Source organism: Streptomyces sp. NPDC056479 (assembly GCF_042795335.1).
GTDB lineage: Bacteria > Actinomycetota > Actinomycetes > Streptomycetales > Streptomycetaceae > Streptomyces.
In genome coordinates this window covers 475564-496418 of record NZ_JBHTRZ010000004.1, presented here as the reverse complement: position 1 = coordinate 496418, position 20855 = coordinate 475564, and the positions used below count along the sequence as shown (strand labels likewise).

The 20855-nt window shown below is 70.2% G+C and carries 17 protein-coding genes; 10 read left to right on the top strand and 7 right to left on the bottom strand.

The window, feature by feature from the left end; translation table 11 throughout:
* Positions 1 to 19: 19 nt before the first annotated feature.
* Both ACFQ6S_RS18795 and ACFQ6S_RS18790 read right to left on the bottom strand, forming a co-directional pair.
* On the bottom strand, positions 20 to 286 hold the full coding sequence (locus ACFQ6S_RS18795) for a protealysin inhibitor emfourin (protein ID WP_383410494.1): 267 nt from the start codon (positions 284 to 286) through the stop codon (positions 20 to 22).
* A gap of 21 nt (positions 287 to 307) precedes the next feature.
* Entirely contained in the window at positions 308 to 1378 is a 1071-nt protein-coding gene (locus tag ACFQ6S_RS18790) for a M4 family metallopeptidase (protein WP_383410491.1), read from the bottom strand.
* Between the two features lie 319 nt (positions 1379 to 1697).
* On the opposite strand from ACFQ6S_RS18790, the gene leuA reads away from it, so the two are divergent.
* From leuA to ACFQ6S_RS18760, 6 genes are all read left to right on the top strand, one after another.
* Positions 1698 to 3419: a 2-isopropylmalate synthase gene (gene leuA, locus ACFQ6S_RS18785; RefSeq protein WP_383410489.1), complete on the top strand. Its 1722-nt coding sequence runs from the start codon at positions 1698 to 1700 to the stop codon at positions 3417 to 3419.
* A gap of 186 nt (positions 3420 to 3605) precedes the next feature.
* Positions 3606 to 4304 (top strand): TerB family tellurite resistance protein, encoded by a 699-nt coding sequence (locus tag ACFQ6S_RS18780; RefSeq protein WP_383410486.1) that lies wholly within the window; start codon positions 3606 to 3608, stop codon positions 4302 to 4304.
* A 151-nt stretch (positions 4305 to 4455) separates the two neighbouring features.
* A complete protein-coding gene (locus tag ACFQ6S_RS18775) occupies positions 4456 to 6543 on the top strand; it encodes an MMPL family transporter (protein ID WP_383410483.1) in 2088 nt (695 codons plus the stop codon).
* 103 nt (positions 6544 to 6646) lie between these two features.
* Complete coding sequence (locus ACFQ6S_RS18770; protein ID WP_383411293.1) at positions 6647 to 7831, top strand: sensor histidine kinase; 1185 nt, start codon at positions 6647 to 6649, stop codon at positions 7829 to 7831.
* Complete coding sequence (locus ACFQ6S_RS18765; RefSeq protein WP_383410480.1) at positions 7828 to 8487, top strand: response regulator; 660 nt, start codon at positions 7828 to 7830, stop codon at positions 8485 to 8487. The genes ACFQ6S_RS18770 and ACFQ6S_RS18765 overlap by 4 nt, the downstream gene beginning before the upstream one ends.
* Before the next feature lie 39 nt (positions 8488 to 8526).
* A complete protein-coding gene (locus tag ACFQ6S_RS18760; protein ID WP_383410477.1) occupies positions 8527 to 9717 on the top strand; it encodes an exo-alpha-sialidase in 1191 nt (396 codons plus the stop codon).
* A 60-nt stretch (positions 9718 to 9777) separates the two neighbouring features.
* On the opposite strand, the gene ACFQ6S_RS18755 is transcribed toward ACFQ6S_RS18760, so the two are convergent.
* From ACFQ6S_RS18755 to ACFQ6S_RS18735, 5 genes are read right to left on the bottom strand one after another with little or no spacing between them, the layout of a single operon-like run.
* Complete coding sequence (locus ACFQ6S_RS18755; protein WP_383411290.1) at positions 9778 to 10713, bottom strand: dihydrodipicolinate synthase family protein; 936 nt, start codon at positions 10711 to 10713, stop codon at positions 9778 to 9780.
* The gene (locus ACFQ6S_RS18750) at positions 10713 to 11792 is read right to left on the bottom strand and encodes an oligopeptide/dipeptide ABC transporter ATP-binding protein (RefSeq protein ID WP_383411287.1); all 1080 of its coding nucleotides are present in this window, start codon (positions 11790 to 11792) and stop codon (positions 10713 to 10715) included. Before ACFQ6S_RS18750 ends, ACFQ6S_RS18755 begins: the two co-directional genes overlap by 1 nt.
* A gap of 11 nt (positions 11793 to 11803) precedes the next feature.
* Positions 11804 to 13792, bottom strand: a complete 1989-nt coding sequence (locus tag ACFQ6S_RS18745) for a dipeptide/oligopeptide/nickel ABC transporter permease/ATP-binding protein (RefSeq protein ID WP_383410474.1) — start codon at positions 13790 to 13792, stop codon at positions 11804 to 11806.
* Entirely contained in the window at positions 13789 to 14748 is a 960-nt protein-coding gene (locus tag ACFQ6S_RS18740; protein ID WP_383410472.1) for an ABC transporter permease, read from the bottom strand. Before ACFQ6S_RS18740 ends, ACFQ6S_RS18745 begins: the two co-directional genes overlap by 4 nt.
* Positions 14749 to 14758: 10 nt before the next feature.
* Positions 14759 to 16387 (bottom strand): ABC transporter substrate-binding protein, encoded by a 1629-nt coding sequence (locus ACFQ6S_RS18735; protein WP_383410469.1) that lies wholly within the window; start codon positions 16385 to 16387, stop codon positions 14759 to 14761.
* Positions 16388 to 16646: 259 nt separating this feature from the next.
* On the opposite strand from ACFQ6S_RS18735, the gene ACFQ6S_RS18730 reads away from it, so the two are divergent.
* From ACFQ6S_RS18730 to ACFQ6S_RS18715, 4 genes are all read left to right on the top strand, one after another.
* On the top strand, positions 16647 to 17390 hold the full coding sequence (locus ACFQ6S_RS18730; protein WP_383410466.1) for a FadR/GntR family transcriptional regulator: 744 nt from the start codon (positions 16647 to 16649) through the stop codon (positions 17388 to 17390).
* Positions 17391 to 17468: 78 nt separating this feature from the next.
* On the top strand, positions 17469 to 17879 hold the full coding sequence (locus ACFQ6S_RS18725) for a VOC family protein (protein WP_383410463.1): 411 nt from the start codon (positions 17469 to 17471) through the stop codon (positions 17877 to 17879).
* A gap of 60 nt (positions 17880 to 17939) precedes the next feature.
* Positions 17940 to 20303 carry an ATP-binding cassette domain-containing protein gene (locus tag ACFQ6S_RS18720; protein WP_383410460.1) on the top strand — a complete coding sequence of 788 codons (2364 nt, stop codon included), beginning with the start codon at positions 17940 to 17942 and terminating at the stop codon, positions 20301 to 20303.
* Positions 20304 to 20426: 123 nt separating this feature from the next.
* The gene (locus ACFQ6S_RS18715; protein WP_383411284.1) at positions 20427 to 20828 is read left to right on the top strand and encodes a helix-turn-helix transcriptional regulator; all 402 of its coding nucleotides are present in this window, start codon (positions 20427 to 20429) and stop codon (positions 20826 to 20828) included.
* Positions 20829 to 20855: the final 27 nt, after the last annotated feature.

Below are 20855 nucleotides of genomic sequence, written 5' to 3'. Positions count from 1 at the left end.
GCCCGGCGTGAACTGCCCGTTACGCTCCTTCCTTCAGCACCCTGGAGATCAGCTTGCGCTGCTCCTCGGTGAGCCGGGGATCCGAGCAGTACACCGTCCTGCCGTCCACGGTGATCTGGTAGCTGAAGCCGTCCGGAACCCCGATCGGGGGCGTGCCCCGGCCGGACGCCACCGCGCTCTCGGCCAGGGCCTGCCACTCCTGGGCGTCGGGCCGCCCCGAGGTGTCCACCTCGGCGTGCCGCTCGATGCCCGCGAATCCGCCCGTGCGCCGTACCTGAATACGCATGGGTCTCTGTCTAGTACGGACTCAGGAGATCCGCACCCCGACCTGCTCCCACGCCTTCGACACGGCCTGGAGCTCCTCGCTGCCGTCGTTGAAGCGTTCGCGCGCGGCCTTGACGGTCAGCCCCGCGAAGTCGGTGAACATGGCCCGGTCCGACAGCTCGCCGCCGGTCAGGACGTCGTACCAGATCTGGCCCGCCTTCTCCCAGGCGTGGCCGCCGAGCGCGGTGGCGGCCAGGTAGAAGGCGTGGTTGGGGATGCCGGAGTTGATGTGGACGCCGCCGTTGTCGCGGCCGGTGCGGACGTAGTCGTCCATGGTCGCGGGCTGCGGGTCCTTGCCGAGGACGTCGTCGTCGTACGCGCTGCCCGGCTCCTTCATGGAGCGCAGGGCCTTGCCGGAGACGCTGGGGGCGAGCAGGCCGGCGCCGATCAGCCAGTCGGCCTCGGCGGCGGTCTGGCCGAGCGTGTACTGCTTGATGAGGGCGCCGAAGACGTCCGACATGGACTCGTTCAGGGCGCCCGGCTGGCCGTAGTACGTGAGGTTGGCCGTGTACTGGGTGACGCCGTGGGTGAGCTCGTGGCCGATCACGTCGATCGGGATGGTGAAGTCGAGGAAGATCTCGCCGTCACCGTCGCCGAACACCATCTGCTCGCCGTTCCAGAAGGCGTTGTTGTAGTTCTCGTCGTAGTGGACGGTGGCGTCCAGGGGCAGTCCGTCGCCGTCGATCGAGTGGCGCTGGTAGGCCTTGAGGAAGAGCTCGAAGGTGGCGCCGAGGCCGGAGAAGGCGCGGTTGACCGTGGCGTCCTGGCCGGGGTCGGCGCCCTCGCCGCGGACCTTGGTGCCGGGCAGGGCCGTGCGGTGCTGGGCGTCGTAGATGGTGCGCAGCGGCTGGTCGGACGGTGCCTTCTCCGCCGGGGTGGCCGCGAGGGCGAACTCGGTCGTGACGCGGCGCTTGCCGCGCAGCTCGCTGTCGCGCATCAGGGTGCGGCGGGCGGGGCCGGAGAGTGCCGGGTCGTCGTTGCGGGCCAGTTTGTCCAGCACGTGTGGTGGTACGACGGTGCAGAAGACGGGCTCGAAGCCCCCGTTGGTCGTCATGTCCGGCACCATTGCACTGCGTTAGCTTGCTGTCACTAGCCGCAACCATGATTGGTGAAATATGCGGATAGGGAGCCGCACTCTCTGTGACGAAGTGGTATGGCGCACGTTTTGCCCTATTCGTCTCTGGGGTCCCGCATACTGATACAGCGCCCCGCATCCGGAGAGCCTCGGCTAGCATGCTTCGCATCATGCGTTTCGGGCTGCTTCTTCTTAGCTGCCGCGGCGAGGGCCTGTAGTCCAGGTCGACTCCCTCCCCGCGGAGCTTCGCGTTGCGTCGTCGGCCGTCCTTCCGGACATCCTGAGGAGCCCCGCAGACATGGCGAACCGCCAGCAGCCCAGCACCATGCCGATCCACAAGTACGGCCGCTACGACCAGGTCGACATCCCCGACCGGACCTGGCCGGGCCGGCGTGTCACCGCCGCCCCCCGCTGGCTCTCCACCGACCTGCGCGACGGCAACCAGGCCCTGATCGACCCGATGTCGCCCGAGCGCAAGCGCCGGATGTTCGACCAACTGGTCAAGATGGGCTACAAGGAGATCGAGGTCGGCTTCCCGGCCTCCGGTCAGACCGACTTCGACTTCGTGCGCTCGATCGTCGAGGAGCCCGGAGCGATCCCCGACGACGTGACGATCTCCGTACTGACCCAGGCCCGCGAGGACCTGATCGAGCGGACCGTCGAGTCGCTGAAGGGTGCCAGGCGCGCCAATGTGCACCTGTACAACGCCACCGCGCCGGTCTTCCGCCGTGTCGTCTTCCGTGGCTCCAAGGACGACATCAAGCAGATCGCCGTGGACGGCACCCGCCTGGTGGTGGAGTACGCCGAGAAGCTGCTGGGTCCGGAGACCGAGTTCGGCTACCAGTACAGCCCGGAGATCTTCACCGACACCGAGCTGGACTTCGCGCTGGAGGTCTGCGAGGCGGTGATGGACGTCTACCAGCCCGGTCCCGGCCGCGAGATCATCCTCAACCTGCCCGCCACCGTGGAGCGTTCGACGCCGTCCACGCACGCGGACCGCTTCGAGTGGATGCACCGCAACCTGACGCGCCGCGAGCACGTCGTGCTGTCGGTCCACCCGCACAACGACCGCGGTACGGCCGTGGCGGCCGCCGAGCTGGCCCTGATGGCCGGCGCCGACCGCATCGAGGGCTGTCTGTTCGGGCAGGGCGAGCGCACCGGCAACGTCGACCTGGTCACCCTGGGCATGAACCTGTTCTCGCAGGGCGTCGACCCGCAGATCGACTTCTCCGACATCGACGAGATCCGTCGTACGTGGGAGTACTGCAACCAGATGGAGGTCCACCCGCGCCACCCGTACGTGGGCGACCTGGTCTACACGTCCTTCTCCGGCTCCCACCAGGACGCCATCAAGAAGGGCTTCGATGCCATGGAGGCCGACGCGGCGGCGAAGGGCGTCACGGTCGACGACATCGAGTGGGCCGTCCCCTACCTGCCGATCGACCCGAAGGACGTCGGCCGCTCCTACGAGGCCGTCATCCGCGTCAACTCGCAGTCCGGCAAGGGCGGTATCGCGTACGTCCTGAAGAACGACCACAAGCTGGACCTGCCCCGCCGGATGCAGATCGAGTTCTCCAAGATCATCCAGGCCAAGACGGACGCCGAGGGCGGCGAGGTCACCGGCGGCGACATCTGGGCGACCTTCCAGGACGAGTACCTGCCGAACCCGGAGAACCCGTGGGGTCGGATCCAGGTCAAGAACGGCCAGTCGACGACGGACACCGACGGCGTGGACACGCTGAAGGTCGAGGCCACCGTCGACGGCGTCGACACGGTCCTGGCCGGTACCGGCAACGGTCCGATCTCGGCCTTCTTCGACGCCCTGGCGAAGATCGACATCGACGCCCGGCTGCTGGACTACCAGGAGCACACGATGAGCGAGGGTGCATCGGCGCAGGCCGCCTCCTACATCGAATGCGCGATCGACGGCAAGGTCCTCTGGGGGATCGGCATCGACGCGAACACCACACGTGCCTCTCTGAAGGCGGTCGTCTCGGCCGTCAACCGAGCGGCTCGCTGACCAGCCGGACCGGCGGTTTCAAGGCCCCGCTCACCGGATTCCGGTGGGCGGGGCCCGCTCATTTCCGGCCATTGACCTGTGCAGGTCACGGAAAGGTCTCGTCCGGGGTGCTGACTCCACGTCCGTGATGTGGCTAACATCACGCAAGCGCGGCGACGTTGCCGCGGGGTTTCGCGGAGGTGCGACGTGCTGCCAGGACGGGGACGAAACGGCCGTGCCGTCAGGGTTGCGCGCATCCTGGGCACCCGCACCGCATGGTCGGCCGTCGGCGACGGGGAGTTCTTCTGCCCCGGCTGCGGAGGCGACCGCAACTACCAGCGGCTGACCGGACATCGCCGCTTCACCTTCCTCGGTGTGCCCGTGCTGCCGCGCGGCGAGAGCGCGCCGGTCGTGGAGTGCGCGGCCTGCCGCCGTCACTTCGGCACCGACGTCCTCGACCACCCGACCACCACCCGCTTCTCCGCGATGCTCCGCGACGCCGTCCACACCGTCGCCCTCGCGGTCCTGGCGGCGGGCGGCACCTGCGCGCGTCCCTCCCTGGAGACCGCCGCGGCCACCGTGCGCGCGGCCGGCTTCGACGACTGCACCGAGGACCAGCTGAACGCACTGGTCGAGGCCCTCGCCGCCGACACCGGCCGGGTCTTCTCCGAGCCCTGCGGCGCCGGCCTCGCCATAGAGCTCCACGAGGCCCTGGACCCCCTGGCCCCGCACCTCGCCCCGGCCGGCCGCGAATCGATCCTTCTCCAGGGAGCCCGGATCGCCCTGGCCGACGGCCCGTACACCCCGGCCGAGCGGGACGTCCTCGCCACGGTCGGCGCCGCGCTCACCATCTGCGGCGAGGATGTGACACGGCTGCTGGCGGCGGCGGCCAGGACTCCGTCGTAGTACGGCCGCCGTTACTCCCCAGGGAGTACGGCCGCCCGTGGGCCACCCCCGGCAGTAGCCTCCAACTCGCCCTCCCGCCCGACGAATCGGCACCTCCGCCCCGGAAGTCTGGAAGCGACCCAGACACCCGACCCGGAGGGGGGCCCGACTCATGGGGGCCGCAAGGACAAGTACTCGGCGACGGCGGGCCGTGCCCTGGCTCGTGCTCGGGCTGTGGGTCGCCGTGCTGGCGATCGCGTCGCCGTTCGCGTCGAAGTTGGGGGACGTTCAGCGGGACCGGGCCGTCGACTATCTGCCGGCCAGTGCCGACTCCACGCAGGTGGCCAGGATCCAGGACCGGCTGCCGGGCGGCGAGGCCACCGAGATGGTCGTCGTATACCACCGGGACGGCCGGCTGACCTCCGCCGACAAGTCGGCCGCCGCCGAGCAGATCGAGCGGATCGCGGGCGCGCACAAGCTCACCGGTGAACCGGAGGGGGTCTCGTCCCGGGACGGCACCACGCTGATGTACCCGATCGCGAGCACCGAGCCGGGAACCGACGAGAAGGCGCGCGACCGGCTCGTCAACGACGTCCGGGACGTCGCGCGGGGGAGCGACGGGCTGAGCGTCGACGTCGGTGGGGCGGGGGCGCTCGCCACCGATGCCAGTGAGGTCTACAACTCGCTGGACGGGCCGCTGCTCTACACCACCGCCGCGGTCGTCGCGCTGCTGCTGATCCTCATCTACCGCAGCCCGTTCCTGTGGCTGGTCCCGCTCGCCGTGGCCGGCATGGCCGACTATCTGTCGATGGGCGTCGCCTACGGGCTCAACCAGTGGTTCGGGACGTCGGTTTCCGGCCAGAGCTCCGGGATCATGACCATCCTCGTGTTCGGAGCGGGGACCGACTACGCCTTGCTGCTCGTCTCCCGGTACCGGGAAGAGCTACGGCGCATCGAGCGGCCCTACGACGCCATGGTCGCCGCGCTCAAGGGCTGCGGGCCCGCCGTGCTCGCCTCCTCCGGCACCGTCGCCGCCGGCCTGCTGTGCCTGCTCGCCGCCGACCTCAACTCCAGCCGGGGCATGGGCCCGCTCGGCACCGTCGGCGTGCTGTGCGCGCTGTTCGCCATGCTGACGCTGCTGCCCGCGGTCCTCGTGCTGCTAGGCCGGCGCGTGTTCTGGCCGCTCGTGCCGCGCCTCGGCAGCACGCCCAAGGCCCGCCGGTCGCTGTTCACCGCGATGGGCGGCTCCGCCGGACGCCGGCCCCTCACCGTCCTGGCCGGCGGCGCGGTCCTGCTCGGCGCGCTCGCGCTCGGCACCCTCAATCTGCCGGGCAACCTCAAGCAGGAGGACTCCTTCACCTCCAAGCCCGACGCGGTCGCCGCGATGGAGACGCTCGCCAAGGCCTACCCCGAGCGCGGCACCCAGCCCATCAGCGTCATCACGCCGGACGCCCGCGCCGAGGCGACCCTCGCGTCGATCCGGGGCACGCGCGGCGTCGACAGTGCGCAGGAAGGCCGTACCGGAGACGGCTGGACCGAGATCTCCGTCCTCGCCACCGCACCGCCCCAGTCCGCCGGGGAGACCGCCACCATCGAGGCCCTGCGCGACAAGCTCGACGGCTCCTACGTCGGCGGGCCCAGCGCCCAGCAGATCGACCTCAAGGACACCAACGCCCGCGACCGCCTGGTCGTCGTGCCGATCGTGCTGCTGTCCGTGCTGCTGATCCTGATCGTCCTGCTGCGCTCGCTCGTCGCGCCGCTGATCCTGGTGGCGGCCGTGGTCGCCGTGTGGGGCGCGGCCCTCGGCATCGGCGGACTCGTCTTCGGGCCGGTCTTCGGCTTCGAGGGCACGGACCCGGGGCTGGGACTGCTCTCCTTCGTGTTCCTCGTGGCCCTCGGCGTCGACTACGGCATCTTCCTGATGCACCGGATGCGCGAGGAGTGCCTGAACGGCGCCGAACCGGCGTCCGCCGCGCTCACCGCGCTGCGCACGACGGGCGGTGTCATCGCCTCCGCCGGGCTGGTCCTCGCCGCCACCTTCGCGGTGCTCACCAACATGCCGCTGGTGCAGCTGGTCGAGCTGGGCTTCGTCATCGCGGTGGGCGTGCTCCTCGACACGTTCCTCGTCCGCACCTACCTGGTCACCAGCGCGAGTGTGGCGCTCGGGCGGCGGATGTGGTGGCCGGGTCCGCTCTCCCGGGTGCCCGAACCGCCCGTGCCGCCGAAGGAACCGGAGCGCGTGGCCGTCTCCGCCCACTGATCCGACCGGCGCCCCTCCCTCCCGGAGGGGCGCCCCCATCGCGGAGGATGAGCCCGTGCAGTCGAACAGGACACAGGTGCGGCCCCGCGTCGGCGAGCGGGTCATGGCGGCGATCAACCGCGACCCCCTGACCGCCCCGCACCGCACGCGCAACGACGCGCTGCTGGCCGTGGCATGGGCCGTTCTCGCCACCGTCATGGCCCTGCTCGGCGACAAGGAGCTGCGCCCCGACGCGCTCGGCTGGACCCTGCTGTTCGCGGCCCACGTACCCCTGGTGTGGCGGCGCCACCGTCCGCTGCTGGTCCTGCTCGCGGTCATGGTCTGCATCGCCCCGTACCACGCCCTTGAGAACAACCACGCCGCGCCCATCTTCGCGACCATGGTGGTGCTGTACACGGTCGCGGCGACCGGCACCGTGCGCCGCACGCTGCTCACCGGCGCCGCCGTCCTCGGCGTCACACTGATCCTCAACGCCCTCACCAACCCCGACGAGACGGTGGAGATCCTGCGGATCTCCGGCTGGGTCTTCGCGTTCCTCTTCTGCGGCATCGACGTGCGCTACTACCGCCAGTACGTCGCCGCCATCGTCGAACGCGCCGAGCGCGCGGAACGCACCCGCGAGGAGGAGGCCCGCCGCCGGGTCGCCGAGGAGCGGCTGCGCATCGCGCGCGACCTGCACGACCTGCTGGCCCACAGCATCACCCTGATCGGCGTGCAGACGTCGGTGGCCGCGCACGTGCTGGCCGCGGACCCGGAGCGGCTGGACCGCGAGGCGATCGCGAAGGCGCTGGACGACATCGCCGAGACCTGCCGCACGGCACGCGGTGAAGTGCGCGGCACGCTGGACGTACTGCGCGCACCGGGCGTCGCCGGCGAGACACGCGGCCCGCTCCCCGGGCTCGACGGAGTGCCGGACCTGGTGGAGGCGGCGCGGCTCGCGGGGGCGCGGGTCGAGTCGGCGGTACGGGTGCGCGAGGCGCCGCCCGTCGTGGGGGCGGCCGCGTACCGGATCGTGCAGGAGGCGCTGACGAACGCGGTCCGGCACGCGGGGCCCGAACCGGCCATACACATCGAGCTGTACGAGGAGCGGGGCGCCCTGCACCTGTCGGTCACCGACGACGGCCCCTGCCCGGCCGCCGGATCGCCGAGCCCCGGCTACGGCCTCGTCGGCATGCGTGAGCGGGCCCGCAGCGTGGGTGGCACACTCGACGCCGGACCGCGCGACGAGGGGGGTTTCGGGGTGAGCGCCGTACTGCCGGCCGGGACCGGGCCGGAGGGGGAGAGATGATCCGCGTCCTGCTGGCGGACGACCAGACGCTCGTACGTGAGGCGTTCGCCATGCTGGTCGAGTCGGCCCCGGACATGGCGGTCGTCGGCCAGGCGGGCACCGGCCGGGAGGCCGCCGAACTGGCCCGCAGCGTCGACGCCGACCTCGTCCTGATGGACATCCGCATGCCCGACCTCGACGGCATCGAGGCGACCCGGCTGATCGCGGCAGACGAGGGCCTGGCCGGGGTGCGGGTGCTGGTCCTCACCACCTATGACACCGACGAGAACATCGTGGACGCTTTGCGGGCCGGTGCTTCCGGGTTCCTGGTGAAGGACACCCGCCCGGCAGAACTGCTCGACGCCATCCGCACGGTCGCGGCGGGTGAGTCGTTGCTGTCCCCCGGGCCGACCGCACGGCTGATCGAGCGGTTCCTGCGCAGCCCCTCCGCGCCCACGGCGGGCGGGCCCGAATGTCTGTCCGAGCGTGAACGCGAAGTGCTGACGCTGGTCGCACGCGGGTTCAACAACACGGAAATCGCGGAGGCGTTGGGACTGAGTCCGCTGACGGCGAAGACGCACGTCAGCCGCATCATGGGGAAACTGGGGGCGCGGGACCGGGCGCAATTGGTCATCGTGGCGTATGAGTCAGGGATGGTGACACCGGGGAACCTGTGACGGACAGGTCAATGTCTGACCCTCCGTCAAAGGAGCTCGATGACCATCCTGAGCCGCACACTCCTGGCCACCGCAGTACTCCTGACCACACCGCTCACCTTCGCGGGCCATGCCTCGGCGGGCACGGCCTGCACCACCTCCGTCCCGTACGTCTCCGGCGAGGGCGGCTACGACACCTACCGCATCCCGGCGACGATCACGACGGCAGCGGGCACGGTGCTGGCCTTCGCCGAGGGCCGGCACGACGGGGCGGGTGACACCGGCGACATCGATGTCGTCCTCAGACGGTCCGCCGACGGCGGCTGCACCTGGGGTCCGCTGAGCGTGGTCGCCGCCGGGGAGGGGGACACGCGGGGCAATCCGGCGCCGGTGGTGGATCCGCACACCGGCGCGGTCGTGCTGGTCACCTCCTACAACAGCGGGGATGTGACGGAGGCGCAGATCATGCGGGGCGAGGCCACGGCGGCGCAGAGCCGCCGGGTGTTCGTCCAGCGCAGCGGCGACGACGGCCGTACGTTCACGGCTCCCAGCGACATCACGGGTGCGGTGAAGCCGACGAACTGGCGGTGGTACGCGACGGGGCCCGGTCATGCGATCGCGCTTCAGCACGGCAGGCACGCGGGGCGGCTGGTGGTTGCGTCGAACCACTCGATCGCTCCGCCGCCGGGCTCCTCCGACACCGGTCAGGAGGCGAAGTACTACGGCGCCCACGCCATCTACAGCGACGACGGCGGGCGCACCTGGCAGCTGGGCTTCGTGGACGCCACGTACGACGGCTACAGCAACGCCAACGAGTCCACCGCCGCGGAACTCCCCGACGGGAGGGTGTACTTCAACTCGCGGGACCAGCTGGGCACGAGCGCGGGCAATCGACTCGACAGTGTCTCCAGCGACGGCGGGGCAACCCTGGACCGCCCGTACACCGTCCAGCCGTCCCTGAACGACGTCCCCGTGGTGGAGGGAAGTGTCCTCCGACTCCCGGGCAGCAAGGGCCCGTTGCTCTTCTCCGGCCCCTCCGTCCCCACCGCCCGCCAGTCGATGGCGGTATGGCGCAGCACGGACGGCGGGGCGACGTTCACCAAGGCGCTGACGCTGTCCCAGCGGCGGGCGGCGTACTCGGATCTGGTGCGGCTCGACGGGCAGACGGTCGGGATCCTGTACGAGACGGGGGCGTCGGGCACGTACGAGACGATCGAGTTCCGCCGACTGCCGGTGACCGATCTGAGCTAGCGGGCGCCAGAGGTTCCCCGGCCGGTCCGCGGCCGGGGAGACGGGGGCCGGGGAAGCCGGCTACAGCAGGCCCGCGCCGGCCAGGAACTTCCCCACCCGTTCCACTTCCTCCGACGACAACGGCACCTGCGGCTCCGCGGTCGCCGGGCAGTCGATGACCCCCCGCAGATACAGCGCCGCCTTGAACGCCCCCAGCGCCGACGAACTGCCCCCCATCCGCCCGGGATCCCCGACCGTGACCATGCCGAACAGAGCGCACAGGCGTTCCTGTTCGGCGCGCGCCGACTCCAGGTCGCCGGAGCGGTGCAGACGGTCGAGGCGGACGTACCCCGCGGGGTCGACGTTGGCGAGTCCCGGCACCGCGCCGTCCGCCCCGACCGCGAGGGCCGCGTCGACGATGAGTTCCGAGCCGGTCAGCACGCTGAAGTCCTTGAGGCCGGGCTGGTTGCGGACGCCCATGACGACCTCACGGAAACCGGCCAGATCGCCGCTGGAGTCCTTCAGGCCCGCCAGCACGCCCTCCGCGGCCAGATCGAGGACGACGTCGGCGGGGAGTTTGGTGTGGACGGCGGACGGGAGGTCGTAGGCCACCACCGGGACCGGCGACGCCGCCGCGATCAGGCGGTAGTGGCGGGCGATCTCGGCGGGGTGGGTGCGGGCGTAGAAGGGGGCGGTCGCCACGACCGCGTCCGCGCCCGCCTCCGTTGCCTCCCGTACGTGGTCCACAACCCTCGGCGTCGTCATGTCGATCACCCCGGCCAGGACCGGGAGCCGCCCGCCCACATGCTGTACGGCCGCCTCGACCACCACGCGCCGCTGCCGGTCCGTCAGATACGCCACCTCCGACGTCGAGCCGAGCACGAACAGCCCGTGCACCCCGCCCTCCGTCAGGTGGTCGATCAGTCTGCGCAGCGACGGTACGTCCACCTCGCGGTCCGGTGTCAGGGGCGTGCAGACGGGCGGGACGACACCGGTGAGCGGGGTGGGGATCATGATCAAGGCTCCCTGGAACTGTGGCTCTGTCGTACGAGGTCGCGGGTGGCCTCGCCCTCCTCCACTGGATGGTGACACCTGTAACGATGCTCGGGGCCCGACGCGGCCGAGAAGTCCGGCATCACGTCCGCACATACCCCGTCCGCCTTCCAGCACCTGGTCCGGAAGGGGCATCCGCTCGGCGGTCGCGTCGCCGACGGGACCGGGCCGACCAGCGGGATCGGGTCGATGGGGTCCAGCAGACCGGGGGTCGCGGAGAAGAGCGCGCGGGTGTACGGGTGCCGGGAGGCGTCGGTGACATCGGCCGCAGGGGCCTCCTCGACGATCCGCCCCAGGTACATCGTGATCACGCGATCGCTCATCCGGCGTACCGTCTGGATGTCGTGGGAGACGAAGACCAGCGACAGCCCGAGCCGCTCCTTCAGGTCCAGCAGGAGGTTGAGGATCTGGGCCCGTACCGACACGTCCAGCGCGCTCGTCGGCTCGTCCGCCACCACCAGGTCGGGGTCCAGGGCCAGTGCGCGCGCGATGGCCACGCGCTGGCGCTGACCGCCCGAGAGCTGGCCGGGCAGGGCGTCGGTGAGGGCGCTGGGAAGGCCCACCAGGGACATCAGCTCCCGTACCCGGTCCTCGCGCTCGCGCTTGGTGCCGCGCTCGTGCACGTCCAGCGGGTCCCGCAGTATCTGGCGGACCGGCAGACGACGGTTCAGCGCCGTCGACGGGTCCTGGAAGATCATGCCCGTGCCGGCGCCGACCGCGGTCCTGCGTTCGCCCGGAGTCATGTTCCACAGGTCGCGCCCCCGGAACGCCACGGTCCCCGACGTCGGCCGCTGCACCCCCACCAGCACCTTCGCCAGCGTCGACTTGCCGCAGCCCGACTCACCGACGACGCCCACCGTCTCGCCGGGCGCGATGGTGAGGTCGGCGCCGGTCAGGGCGTACACCTTGTCCCGGGTGAACAGCCCGCCGCTGCGCGCCTTGTGCACGACGTGCGCGTCGGACAGCTCCACCAGCGTGCCGGTAGCGGGCGCGCCCGGATCACCCGCGCTCACCTTGGCCACGGTCACGTCGTCCGCGTTCATCTCATCCGCGCTCATGTCACCGCCTCGGTCTCCGAGCGATCCGTCGGCGCCAGCAGGATCGCCGGGTGATGGCAGGCCGCCGTGTGCGCCGGGGTCCCCGCGAGGACGGGTGCCGTGGTCCGGCACACGTCGCTCGCCAGCGGACAGCGGTCCGCGAAGCGGCAGCCCGCCGGGAAGTCCGCGGGGGAGGGGACGACGCCCTTGATCTGCGTCATCCGCTCCTGCGCCGACTCCAGCGACAGCACGCTGCCGAGCAGGCCCCGTGTGTAGTGGTGGGCCGGCGCCTCCACCAGGTCGGCGGTCACCCCGGTCTCCACGATCTGGCCGCCGTACATCACCACCACCCGGTCGGTGACGTCCGAGATCAGCGCGAGGTCGTGCGAGACGAGGATCAGGGCGAAGCCCAGCTCCTCCCGCAGCCTGAGCAGCAGCTCTATGATCTGCGCCTGCACGGTGACGTCCAGCGCGGTCGTCGGCTCGTCGGCGACGATCAGCTTCGGATCGCGGGACAGGGCCATGGCGATCAGGACGCGCTGACGCTGGCCGCCGGAGAGTTCGTGCGGGTAGCTGCGCAGGGTGCGTTCCGGGTCGAGGCCGACCAGGGTGAGCAGTTCGTGGGGGCTGCGGCGGCCGCCACGGCGCACGACCTGCTTGAGCTGCGAGCGGATCGTCATCGCCGGGTTCAGGGACGACAGGGCGTCCTGGTAGATCATCGCCATCTCGTGGCCCAGCAGCTTGCGGCGCACCCGCATCGGCTCGCCCACCAGCTGGCGCTGGTTGAAGCGGACGTGGCCGCGTACCCGGGTGCCCTTCGGCTCGAGGCCCATCACCGTGAGCGCGGTCAGCGACTTGCCGCAGCCCGACTCGCCGACCAGGCCAAGCACCTCACCGGGCTGCACCTCGAAGCTGATGCCGTCGACGATGTCCACGCCGCCGTGCCGGCCCTCGAACCCGATCGCCAGGTTCTCCACGGCCAGCACCGGCTGCCGCCCCCGCGGCAACGGCCGGGCCCGTGACCGCAGACGGGCCGCCGCCTGCGTCAGGCCCGGCAGCTGGAGCACCTCGCCGCTGCCGGGTTCCGGTGCCTGAAGCCGGTCGTGCTGGTCCTTCACGTCGACCTCGCGCGCCGAAGGTGCCGCCCACGCGTCCGACACGCCCTCGGAGAGGATGTTCAGCGACAGCACGGTCACCAGCATCAGCAGCCCGGGGAAGACGGTCGCCCACCAGCCGCCGGTGAGCACCATGTTCTTGCCGTCCGCGATGACGCTGCCCCAGGACGGGTCGGGTGGCCGCACGCCCGCGCCGATGAAGGACAGCGACGCCTCGAAGACGATCGCCTCCGCCACCTGGACGGTGCAGAAGACCAGCACCGGGGCGGCGCAGTTGATCGCCACGTGCCTGATGACGATGTGCGGGGTGCGGGCGCCGATGACCTTTTCCGCCGTCACATAGTCCTCGCCGTACTGATCGAGGACGTTCGCCCGTACGACCCGTGCCACCGGCGGAGTGAAGAGGAAGGCGATCGCGCAGATCAGGACGGTGATGCCGCCGCCGAAGACCGCGACGAGCACGGCGGCGAGGGCGATGCCGGGGAACGCCATCACCACGTCCAGACAGCGCATCAGCGTCTCGTCGACCGCCTTGCGCGAGGTCGCCGCGACGGCGCCGATCAGCGCGCCGACGACGAGCGCGAGCGCGGTCGCGCCGAGCCCGATCGCCAGCGACCAGCGGGCGCCGTACATCAGCCGGCTGAGGATGTCCCGGCCGAGGCTGTCCTGGCCCATCCAGTGCTCGGCGGACGGGTGTCCGGTGCCGTCGATCGGCGGCTGCTGGTCGAGCGGGTCGTGCGGGGCGAGGAGCGGGGCGAACAGGGCCATCAGGACCACGACGGCCACGAAGCAGACGGCCACCTTGGACAGCGTGGGCAGCTTGCGCCAGCCGCGCAGCCGGATGCCCGGCCGGGACAGAGCCTCGGCCAGGCGCTTGCGGTTGAACGTCACGTCGCCTCCCGCAGTCGCGGGTTGACCAGCAGATACAGGATGTCGATGACGAGGTTGACGACCACGAAGCCGATCGCCGTGGTGATGACGACGCCCTGGACGACGGCCGGGTCACCGTTCTTCACGGCGTCGATCATCAGCTTTCCCATACCCGGCAGGGAGAAGATCGTCTCGATGACCACCGCACCGCCGAGCAGATAGCCGACGCGCAGACCGAGGACGGTCAGCGGGTTGATGAGCGCGTTGCGAAGGACGTTCCGGCCGACCACGACCCGCGGCGGCAGCCCGCTGCCGATCGCCGTACGGACGTAGTCCTTGTCCAGCTCCTCCACCACCGACGTGCGCACGATCCGCGTCAGCTGCGCCGCCACCGGCAGCGACAGCGCGAGGGCGGGCAGGGTCATGGTCTTGAGCCAGCCGGTGAAGGAGTCGCCCGGGTTGATGTAGCCGCCGGTCGGGAACCAGCCGAGGTCGACGGCGAGGTACTGGATCATCAGCAGCGCCAGCCAGAAGCCGGGGGCCGCGACCCCGGTGAGGGAGACGACGCGGATGATCTGGTCGGGCAGGCGGTCGCGGTAGATGGCCGCGGTGACGCCGCCGAGCAGCGACAGCACGACCGCGATGCCCAGGCCCAGGAAGGTGAGCTGGATGGTGAGCGGCAGCGCGGTCATGACCTGGTCGACGACCGGCGCCCGGGTCAGGGTGCTGATGCCCATGTCGCCATGGACCAGGTCGCCGACGAAGGCCACGTAACGGACGGGGAGGGGATCCAGCAGGCCGTTCTGCTCGCGGAAGTCGTGCAGCTGCTGGGGCGTCGGGTTGGCGCCCTGGAAGAACGCGGACGCCGGGTCGACGTCCGAGAAGCGCATGACCAGGAACACGAACAGCACGATGCCGAGCATCAGCGGCGCGAGCAGCAGGACTCGGCGGGCCAGGATCCTGACGACGGTGACCACGTATGGGCTCCTAGGCCCACTTGGCCTGGAGGAGGTTGATGCCGGGGTACGGCTGTGCCCTTATCCCGCTGAGCTTCTTCGGGTCCCACGCCGTCATCAGCTCGTTGTGGACGACCGGGTAGAGCACCGCCTGCTCGGCGACCACGTCGATGTAGTCCTGGACCATCGCCTTCTTCTTCTCGGCGTCCGGTTCCTGGGTCGCCCGGTCCATGTCCTTGAAGAGCGCCTTGGCGACGGAGTCGTCGGCCCACCGCGTGTACTGCATCCACAGGTTCTCGGGACCGTAGTTGTAGTGCATGATCAGGTCCGCGTCGAGGCCGAACTGGTTGGGGTTCGAGGCGGCGGCGACCACCTGGTAGTCCTGCTTCTGGTCCATCTTGGTGAAGACGGCCGTCGTCTCCTGCGGATTGAGGGTGGTCTGCACGCCGATCGCGTCCCAGGAGGACTTGACGGTCGGCAGACAGTCCACGATCCAGCTCACGTTGACGGACAGGATCTCGACCTTCAGCCCAGTGACCCCGGCCTCCTTCAGCAGCGCCTTCGCCTTGTCGGGGTCGTAGTCGTAGACGGCCTTGGCACGCCGGTAGCTGGGGTTGGACTCGTTGAGGAAGGACGACGACGACTTTCCGTGCCCCTTCAGGGCGACCTCGATCATCTTGCCGGTGTCGATGGCGTAGTGCAGGGCCTGGCGCACGCGTACGTCGTCGAAGGGCTTGTGCTTGGTGTTGAACATCAGGAAGAGGTTGTTCATCCCGGCACCGCCCGCGACCATCAGCCCGCCGCCCTCCAGCTGGCCGATGTTGGCGTACGGGATGTTGTCCGCGATCTGCGCGCCCGCGCTCGCCCCGGAGATCCTGGCCACGCGCGGTGCCGCGTCCACGATGGTCAGCCAGTTCATCTTCTTGAAGGTCGCCTTGCGCGGGCCGTTGTAGTCGGCGAACGCCTCGAACGTGGTGTTGGACTTCGGGTGGTGCGCGGCCTGCCGGTACGGCCCCGAGCCGATCGCCTTGCCCTTGATGGCGTCGTCCCAGCCGCCCGGCTGGGAGAACACGTGCTTCGGCATGATCTTGGCGAGGGTGAGCCGGGAAAGCCCGTCCGGGAAGGGGAACTTGAGCACCAGCTCGACGTTCTGTGCGTCGACCTTGCGGACTTCCTTCAGCCAGCTCGCGAAGAAGCCCTTGGCGAGGGTCTGGGTCTTCGGGTCGAGGATCCGGTCGAAGACGAAGACCACATCGTCGGCGGTGACCGGCTTGCCGTCGTGGAACTTGGCGCCCGCGCGCAGCGTGAACTTCCAGGACGTGGCATTCGGGTCGGCCGGCACCTGGGTGGCGAGCGCGGCGTACGGCTCGCGGGAGATCGGGTCGGTGTCGAGGAGACCCTCGTAGATGTGGTTGTTGGCGGCCATGCAGAAGGCGGACGCCGTCTGGGTGGGGTCCCAGCTGCCGTCGTTGCCGTAGCCGATCACCGCGGTGAGCGTCCGGTCCCGGCCACCGCCCGTGCCGGTCTCGTTGGTGGACTCCGGCCCCGACGAGCAGGCCGAAAGGGACGCGGAGACGGCGGCGGCCGCGCCCAGCGCGCCGGTGTACTTCAGGAACGACCGGCGGTGCAGCGCCGGCACGTCGTGGGTCACGTCGCGCACGGTTCCTCCAGCGGATATGAGCTTGATGGGAGCTCGGAACGATCTCGGAACGATCTCTGAGTGGTGAGGAGATACGACGTCCTACGTCCTGACGGTCAGCGCGACCATAGGTGGGGTGATGGGGGCGGTCAAGGGATCTCACACGAATGGCGCATCTGCCACAGGTCGGACCAATGGCGCTGTGAAATGGCGCGAGTTGACCCCCCGTCAGGGGAGTTTCCGGGAGACATGGGACGTGGGACGTCCGGGTGCGCGTACGATGCGCCGCATGCCCGGGCAGCCCAGGAACAGTCGTACGTCCGAGGAGTCCAGGAACAGCCGGATCCAGCGCCAGGTCATGCAGCTGATCATCGACCGCAGGCTCCAGGCCGGCGCCCTCCTGCCCACCGAGGCGGAGCTGATGGAGGACCTCGGGGTCAGCCGGAACTCGGTGCGGGAGGCGCTGAAGGCGCTGCAGGCCCTCGACATCGTGGAGATCCGGCACGGCTATGGGACGTATGTCGGCCAGGCCTCGCTCACGCCGCTGATCGACGGGCTGACGTTTCGCACGCTCGCCCGGCACGACCATGACGACTCGGGGGCGCTCTCGGAGATCCTCCAGGTGCGGGAGGTGCTGGAGGAGGGGCTGATCCGGCGGGTCGCGGCGACGGTGACGGAGGCCGAGCTGGACCGGCTGGAGGTGGTCGTGTCGCGGATGGAGGCGGCGGGGCGCGCGGGGCGGGCCTTTCCCGACCTGGACCGCGAGTTCCACGAGCTGCTCTACGCCTGTCTCGGCAACGACCTCGTGCCGCAGCTGCTGGCCGCTTTCTGGACGGTGTTCCGCCGGGTGAACGGCGCCCGCGGCCGCCCGGACGACCCCTCTCCCGATGTCACCGCCCGTTGGCACCGCGACATCGTGACCGCCCTGCGTACCCGGGACGTGGAGGGGGCGCAGCGGGCGATGACCGTCCACTTTCGCGGGATCGCCGCGAGGGCGCGGCAGAAGCCGCGCGGGCTCGACTGAGAACCTCCGGTCCGGCCTCTCGGAGTCCGGTCAGGAATCGAGAAGCGCCGCCCCCGTGCCACGGCTAGCGTGACGGGCATGGACATCTCGATTCACGCCAGTTTTCTTCCGCACGACGACCCGGAAGCCTCCCTGGCCTTCTATCGCGACGCCCTCGGCTTCGAGGTCCGTACCGACGTCGGGCAGGGCAAGATGCGCTGGATCACGGTCGGCCCCGCCGGCCAGCCGGGCACGTCGATCCTGCTCGCGCCGCCCGCCGCCGACCCCGGCGTCACCGACGACGAGCGCCGCGTCATCGCCGAGATGATGGCCAAGGGCACCTACGGCTGGATCCTGCTGGCCACCGCGAACGTCGACGACACCTTCGAGAAGGTGCAGGCCAGTGGCGCCGAGGTGGTCCAGGAGCCGACCGACCAGCCGTACGGCATCCGCGACTGTGCCTTCCGCGACCCCGCGGGCAACCTGGTCCGTATCCAGGCGCGGGGCTGAGCCCACCCCGCACCCTCACCGGCGACGTTCCCGACCGAGTTGCAGATGGAGACTTTCACGATGACCGAGCCGCACGTTGCCGACAGCCACGACCTGATCCGCGTGCACGGCGCACGGGAGAACAACCTCAAGGACGTCAGCATCGAGATCCCGAAGCGCCGGCTGACGGTGTTCACCGGTGTCTCCGGCTCCGGCAAGAGCTCGCTGGTGTTCGACACGATCGCCGCCGAGTCGCAGCGGCTGATCAACGAGACCTACAGCGCGTTCCTGCAGGGCTTCATGCCGAATCTCGCGCGGCCCGAGGTCGACGTACTGGACGGGCTGACCACGGCCATCACCGTCGACCAGCAGCGCATGGGCTCCGACCCGCGCTCCACCGTCGGCACCGCCACCGACGCCAACGCGATGCTGCGGATCCTCTTCAGCCGGCTCGGCAAGCCGCACATCGGTCCGCCCGCTGCGTACTCCTTCAACGTGGCCTCGGTCTCCGCCAGCGGCGGCTTCACCATCGACCGCGGCGCCGACAAGACCAAGACCGAGAAGGTCTCCTTCAGCCGCACCGGCGGCATGTGCACCCACTGCGAGGGCCGGGGCCGGGTCTCCGACATCGACCTCGCCCAGCTTTTCGACGACTCGAAGTCGCTCTCCGAGGATCCGTTCACCATCCCCACCTACACGGGGGACGGGTGGGTCGTGCGGGTCATCGCCGAGTCGGGGTTCTTCGACAAGGAGAAGCCGATCCGGAAGTACACCAAGAAGGAGCGGCACGACTTCCTCTACCGCGAGCCGACCAAGGTCAAGATCAACGGCATCAACCTCACCTACGAGGGCCTGATCCCGAAGCTGCAGAAGACCTTCCTGTCCAAGGATCGCGAGTCGATGCAGCCGCACATCCGGGCCTTCGTGGACCGCGCGGTCACCTTCGCCGAGTGCCCCGAGTGCGACGGCACCCGGCTCAGCGAGCTCGCCCGCTCCTCGAAGATCGGCAAGATCAACATCGCCGACGCCTGCAAGATGGAGATCCGGGACCTGGCCGAATGGGCCCGCGGGCTCAAGGAGCCCTCCGTCGCGCCGCTGCTCGCCAAGCTCCGGCACAGCCTCGACTCGTTCGTGGAGATCGGCCTCGGCTATCTCTCCCTGGACCGCGCCTCGGGCACCCTCTCCGGCGGCGAGGCCCAGCGCACCAAGATGATCCGCCACCTCGGCTCCTCGCTCACCGATGTGACGTACGTCTTCGACGAGCCCACCATCGGTCTGCACCCCCATGACATCCAGCGCATGAACAACCTGCTGCTGCGACTGCGCGACAAGGGCAACACGGTGCTCGTGGTGGAGCACAAGCCGGAGACGATCGCCATCGCCGACCATGTCGTGGACCTCGGCCCCGGCGCCGGCACGGCGGGCGGCAGCGTCTGCTTCGAGGGCACCCTCGACGGCCTGCGGTCCAGCGACACCGTCACCGGGCGGCACCTGGACGACCGGGCCAAGGTCAAGGAGACCGTGCGCAAGGCCACCGGCACGCTGGAGATCCGCGGCGCCACCGCCAACAACCTGCAGAACGTCGACGTCGACATCCCGCTCGGTGTGCTCTGTGCCGTCACCGGTGTCGCCGGCTCCGGCAAGAGCTCTCTCGTCCACGGCTCCATCCCCGCCCCCGAGGGCGTCGTCTCCGTCGACCAGACCGCGATCCGCGGTTCGCGCCGCAGCAACCCGGCGACGTACACCGGACTGCTGGAGCCGATCCGCAAGGCGTTCGCCAAGGCCAACGGTGTCAAGCCGGCCCTGTTCAGCGCCAACTCCGAGGGCGCCTGCCCCACCTGCAACGGCGCCGGCGTCATCTACACCGACCTGGCGATCATGCAGAGCGTGGCCACCACCTGCGAGGACTGCGAGGGCAAGCGGTTCGACGCGTCGGTGCTGGAGTATCACTTCGGCGGCCGGGACATCAGCGAGGTGCTCGCGATGTCGGTGACCGAGGCGGAGGAGTTCTTCCGGGCCGGCGAGGCGCGGATTCCGGCCGCGCACAAGATCGTCGAGCGGATGGCGGACGTCGGACTCGGCTACCTCACCCTCGGCCAGCCGCTGACCACGCTGTCCGGCGGTGAGCGGCAGCGGCTGAAGCTGGCCGTGCACATGGCCGGCAAGGGCGGGGTGTACGTCCTGGACGAGCCGACGACCGGTCTGCACCTCGCCGACGTCGAACAACTGCTCGGCCTGCTCGACCGGCTGGTCGACTCCGGCAAGTCGGTCATCGTCATCGAGCACCACCAGGCCGTCATGGCGCACGCCGACTGGATCATCGACCTCGGGCCCGGCGCCGGTCACGACGGTGGCCGGATCGTGTTCGAGGGCACCCCCGCCGACCTCGTCGCCGAGCGCTCCACCCTCACCGGTGAGCACCTCGCGGCCTACGTCGGCGGCTGAGCGGCTATGTGTCTCGCTGCGGCACCCGTGCTGGCCCTCCTCTCGTCCCGCTCCCGCCAGACGCGGGAGTGGACGAGGTGGGAGGCGGCCCGGGAAGATGCGGGTGTGAGCCCCAGCCACTCGATGCCCGAGGACCAGCGCCTGCGCAACCTCGCCGCGCTGCGTCGCGTCCGCGACCGGATGGACCGGGAGTACGCGCAGCCACTGGACGTCGAGGCGCTCGCGCGGGGCGTGCACATGTCGGCCGGACATCTCAGCCGTGAGTTCCGCGCCGCGTACGGTGAGTCGCCGTACAGCTACCTGATGACCCGGCGCATCGAGCGCGCGATGGCGTTGCTGCGCCGGGGCGACCTCAGTGTCACCGAGGTGTGCTTCGAAGTCGGTTGTTCGTCGTTGGGCACCTTCAGTACGCGGTTCGCGGAGCTGGTCGGGATGTCGCCCAGTGCGTATCGGCGGGAAGCGGCGGATGCGACGGAGGGGATTCCGTCGTGTCTGTCGAAGCAGGTGACGAGGCCGCGGCGCTGAGCCGCATGTTGATACAGCCCCGCGCCC

Excerpts from the sequence above, each read along its gene's own strand:
- ACFQ6S_RS18750 (WP_383411287.1), bottom strand. The coding sequence starts at position 11,792 with ATGAACGCGGACGACGTGACCGTGGCCAAGGTGAGCGCGGGTGATCCG.
- ACFQ6S_RS18770 (WP_383411293.1), top strand. The coding sequence starts at position 6,647 with ATGGCGGCGATCAACCGCGACCCCCTGACCGCCCCGCACCGCACGCGC.
- ACFQ6S_RS18725 (WP_383410463.1), top strand. The coding sequence starts at position 17,469 with ATGGACATCTCGATTCACGCCAGTTTTCTTCCGCACGACGACCCGGAA.
- ACFQ6S_RS18765 (WP_383410480.1), top strand. The coding sequence starts at position 7,828 with ATGATCCGCGTCCTGCTGGCGGACGACCAGACGCTCGTACGTGAGGCG.
- ACFQ6S_RS18720 (WP_383410460.1), top strand. The coding sequence starts at position 17,940 with ATGACCGAGCCGCACGTTGCCGACAGCCACGACCTGATCCGCGTGCAC.
- ACFQ6S_RS18775 (WP_383410483.1), top strand. The coding sequence starts at position 4,456 with ATGGGGGCCGCAAGGACAAGTACTCGGCGACGGCGGGCCGTGCCCTGG.
- ACFQ6S_RS18715 (WP_383411284.1), top strand. The coding sequence starts at position 20,427 with ATGCCCGAGGACCAGCGCCTGCGCAACCTCGCCGCGCTGCGTCGCGTC.
- ACFQ6S_RS18730 (WP_383410466.1), top strand. The coding sequence starts at position 16,647 with ATGCGCCGCATGCCCGGGCAGCCCAGGAACAGTCGTACGTCCGAGGAG.
- ACFQ6S_RS18790 (WP_383410491.1), bottom strand. The coding sequence starts at position 1,378 with ATGACGACCAACGGGGGCTTCGAGCCCGTCTTCTGCACCGTCGTACCA.
- ACFQ6S_RS18760 (WP_383410477.1), top strand. The coding sequence starts at position 8,527 with ATGACCATCCTGAGCCGCACACTCCTGGCCACCGCAGTACTCCTGACC.
- ACFQ6S_RS18795 (WP_383410494.1), bottom strand. The coding sequence starts at position 286 with ATGCGTATTCAGGTACGGCGCACGGGCGGATTCGCGGGCATCGAGCGG.
- leuA (WP_383410489.1), top strand. The coding sequence starts at position 1,698 with ATGGCGAACCGCCAGCAGCCCAGCACCATGCCGATCCACAAGTACGGC.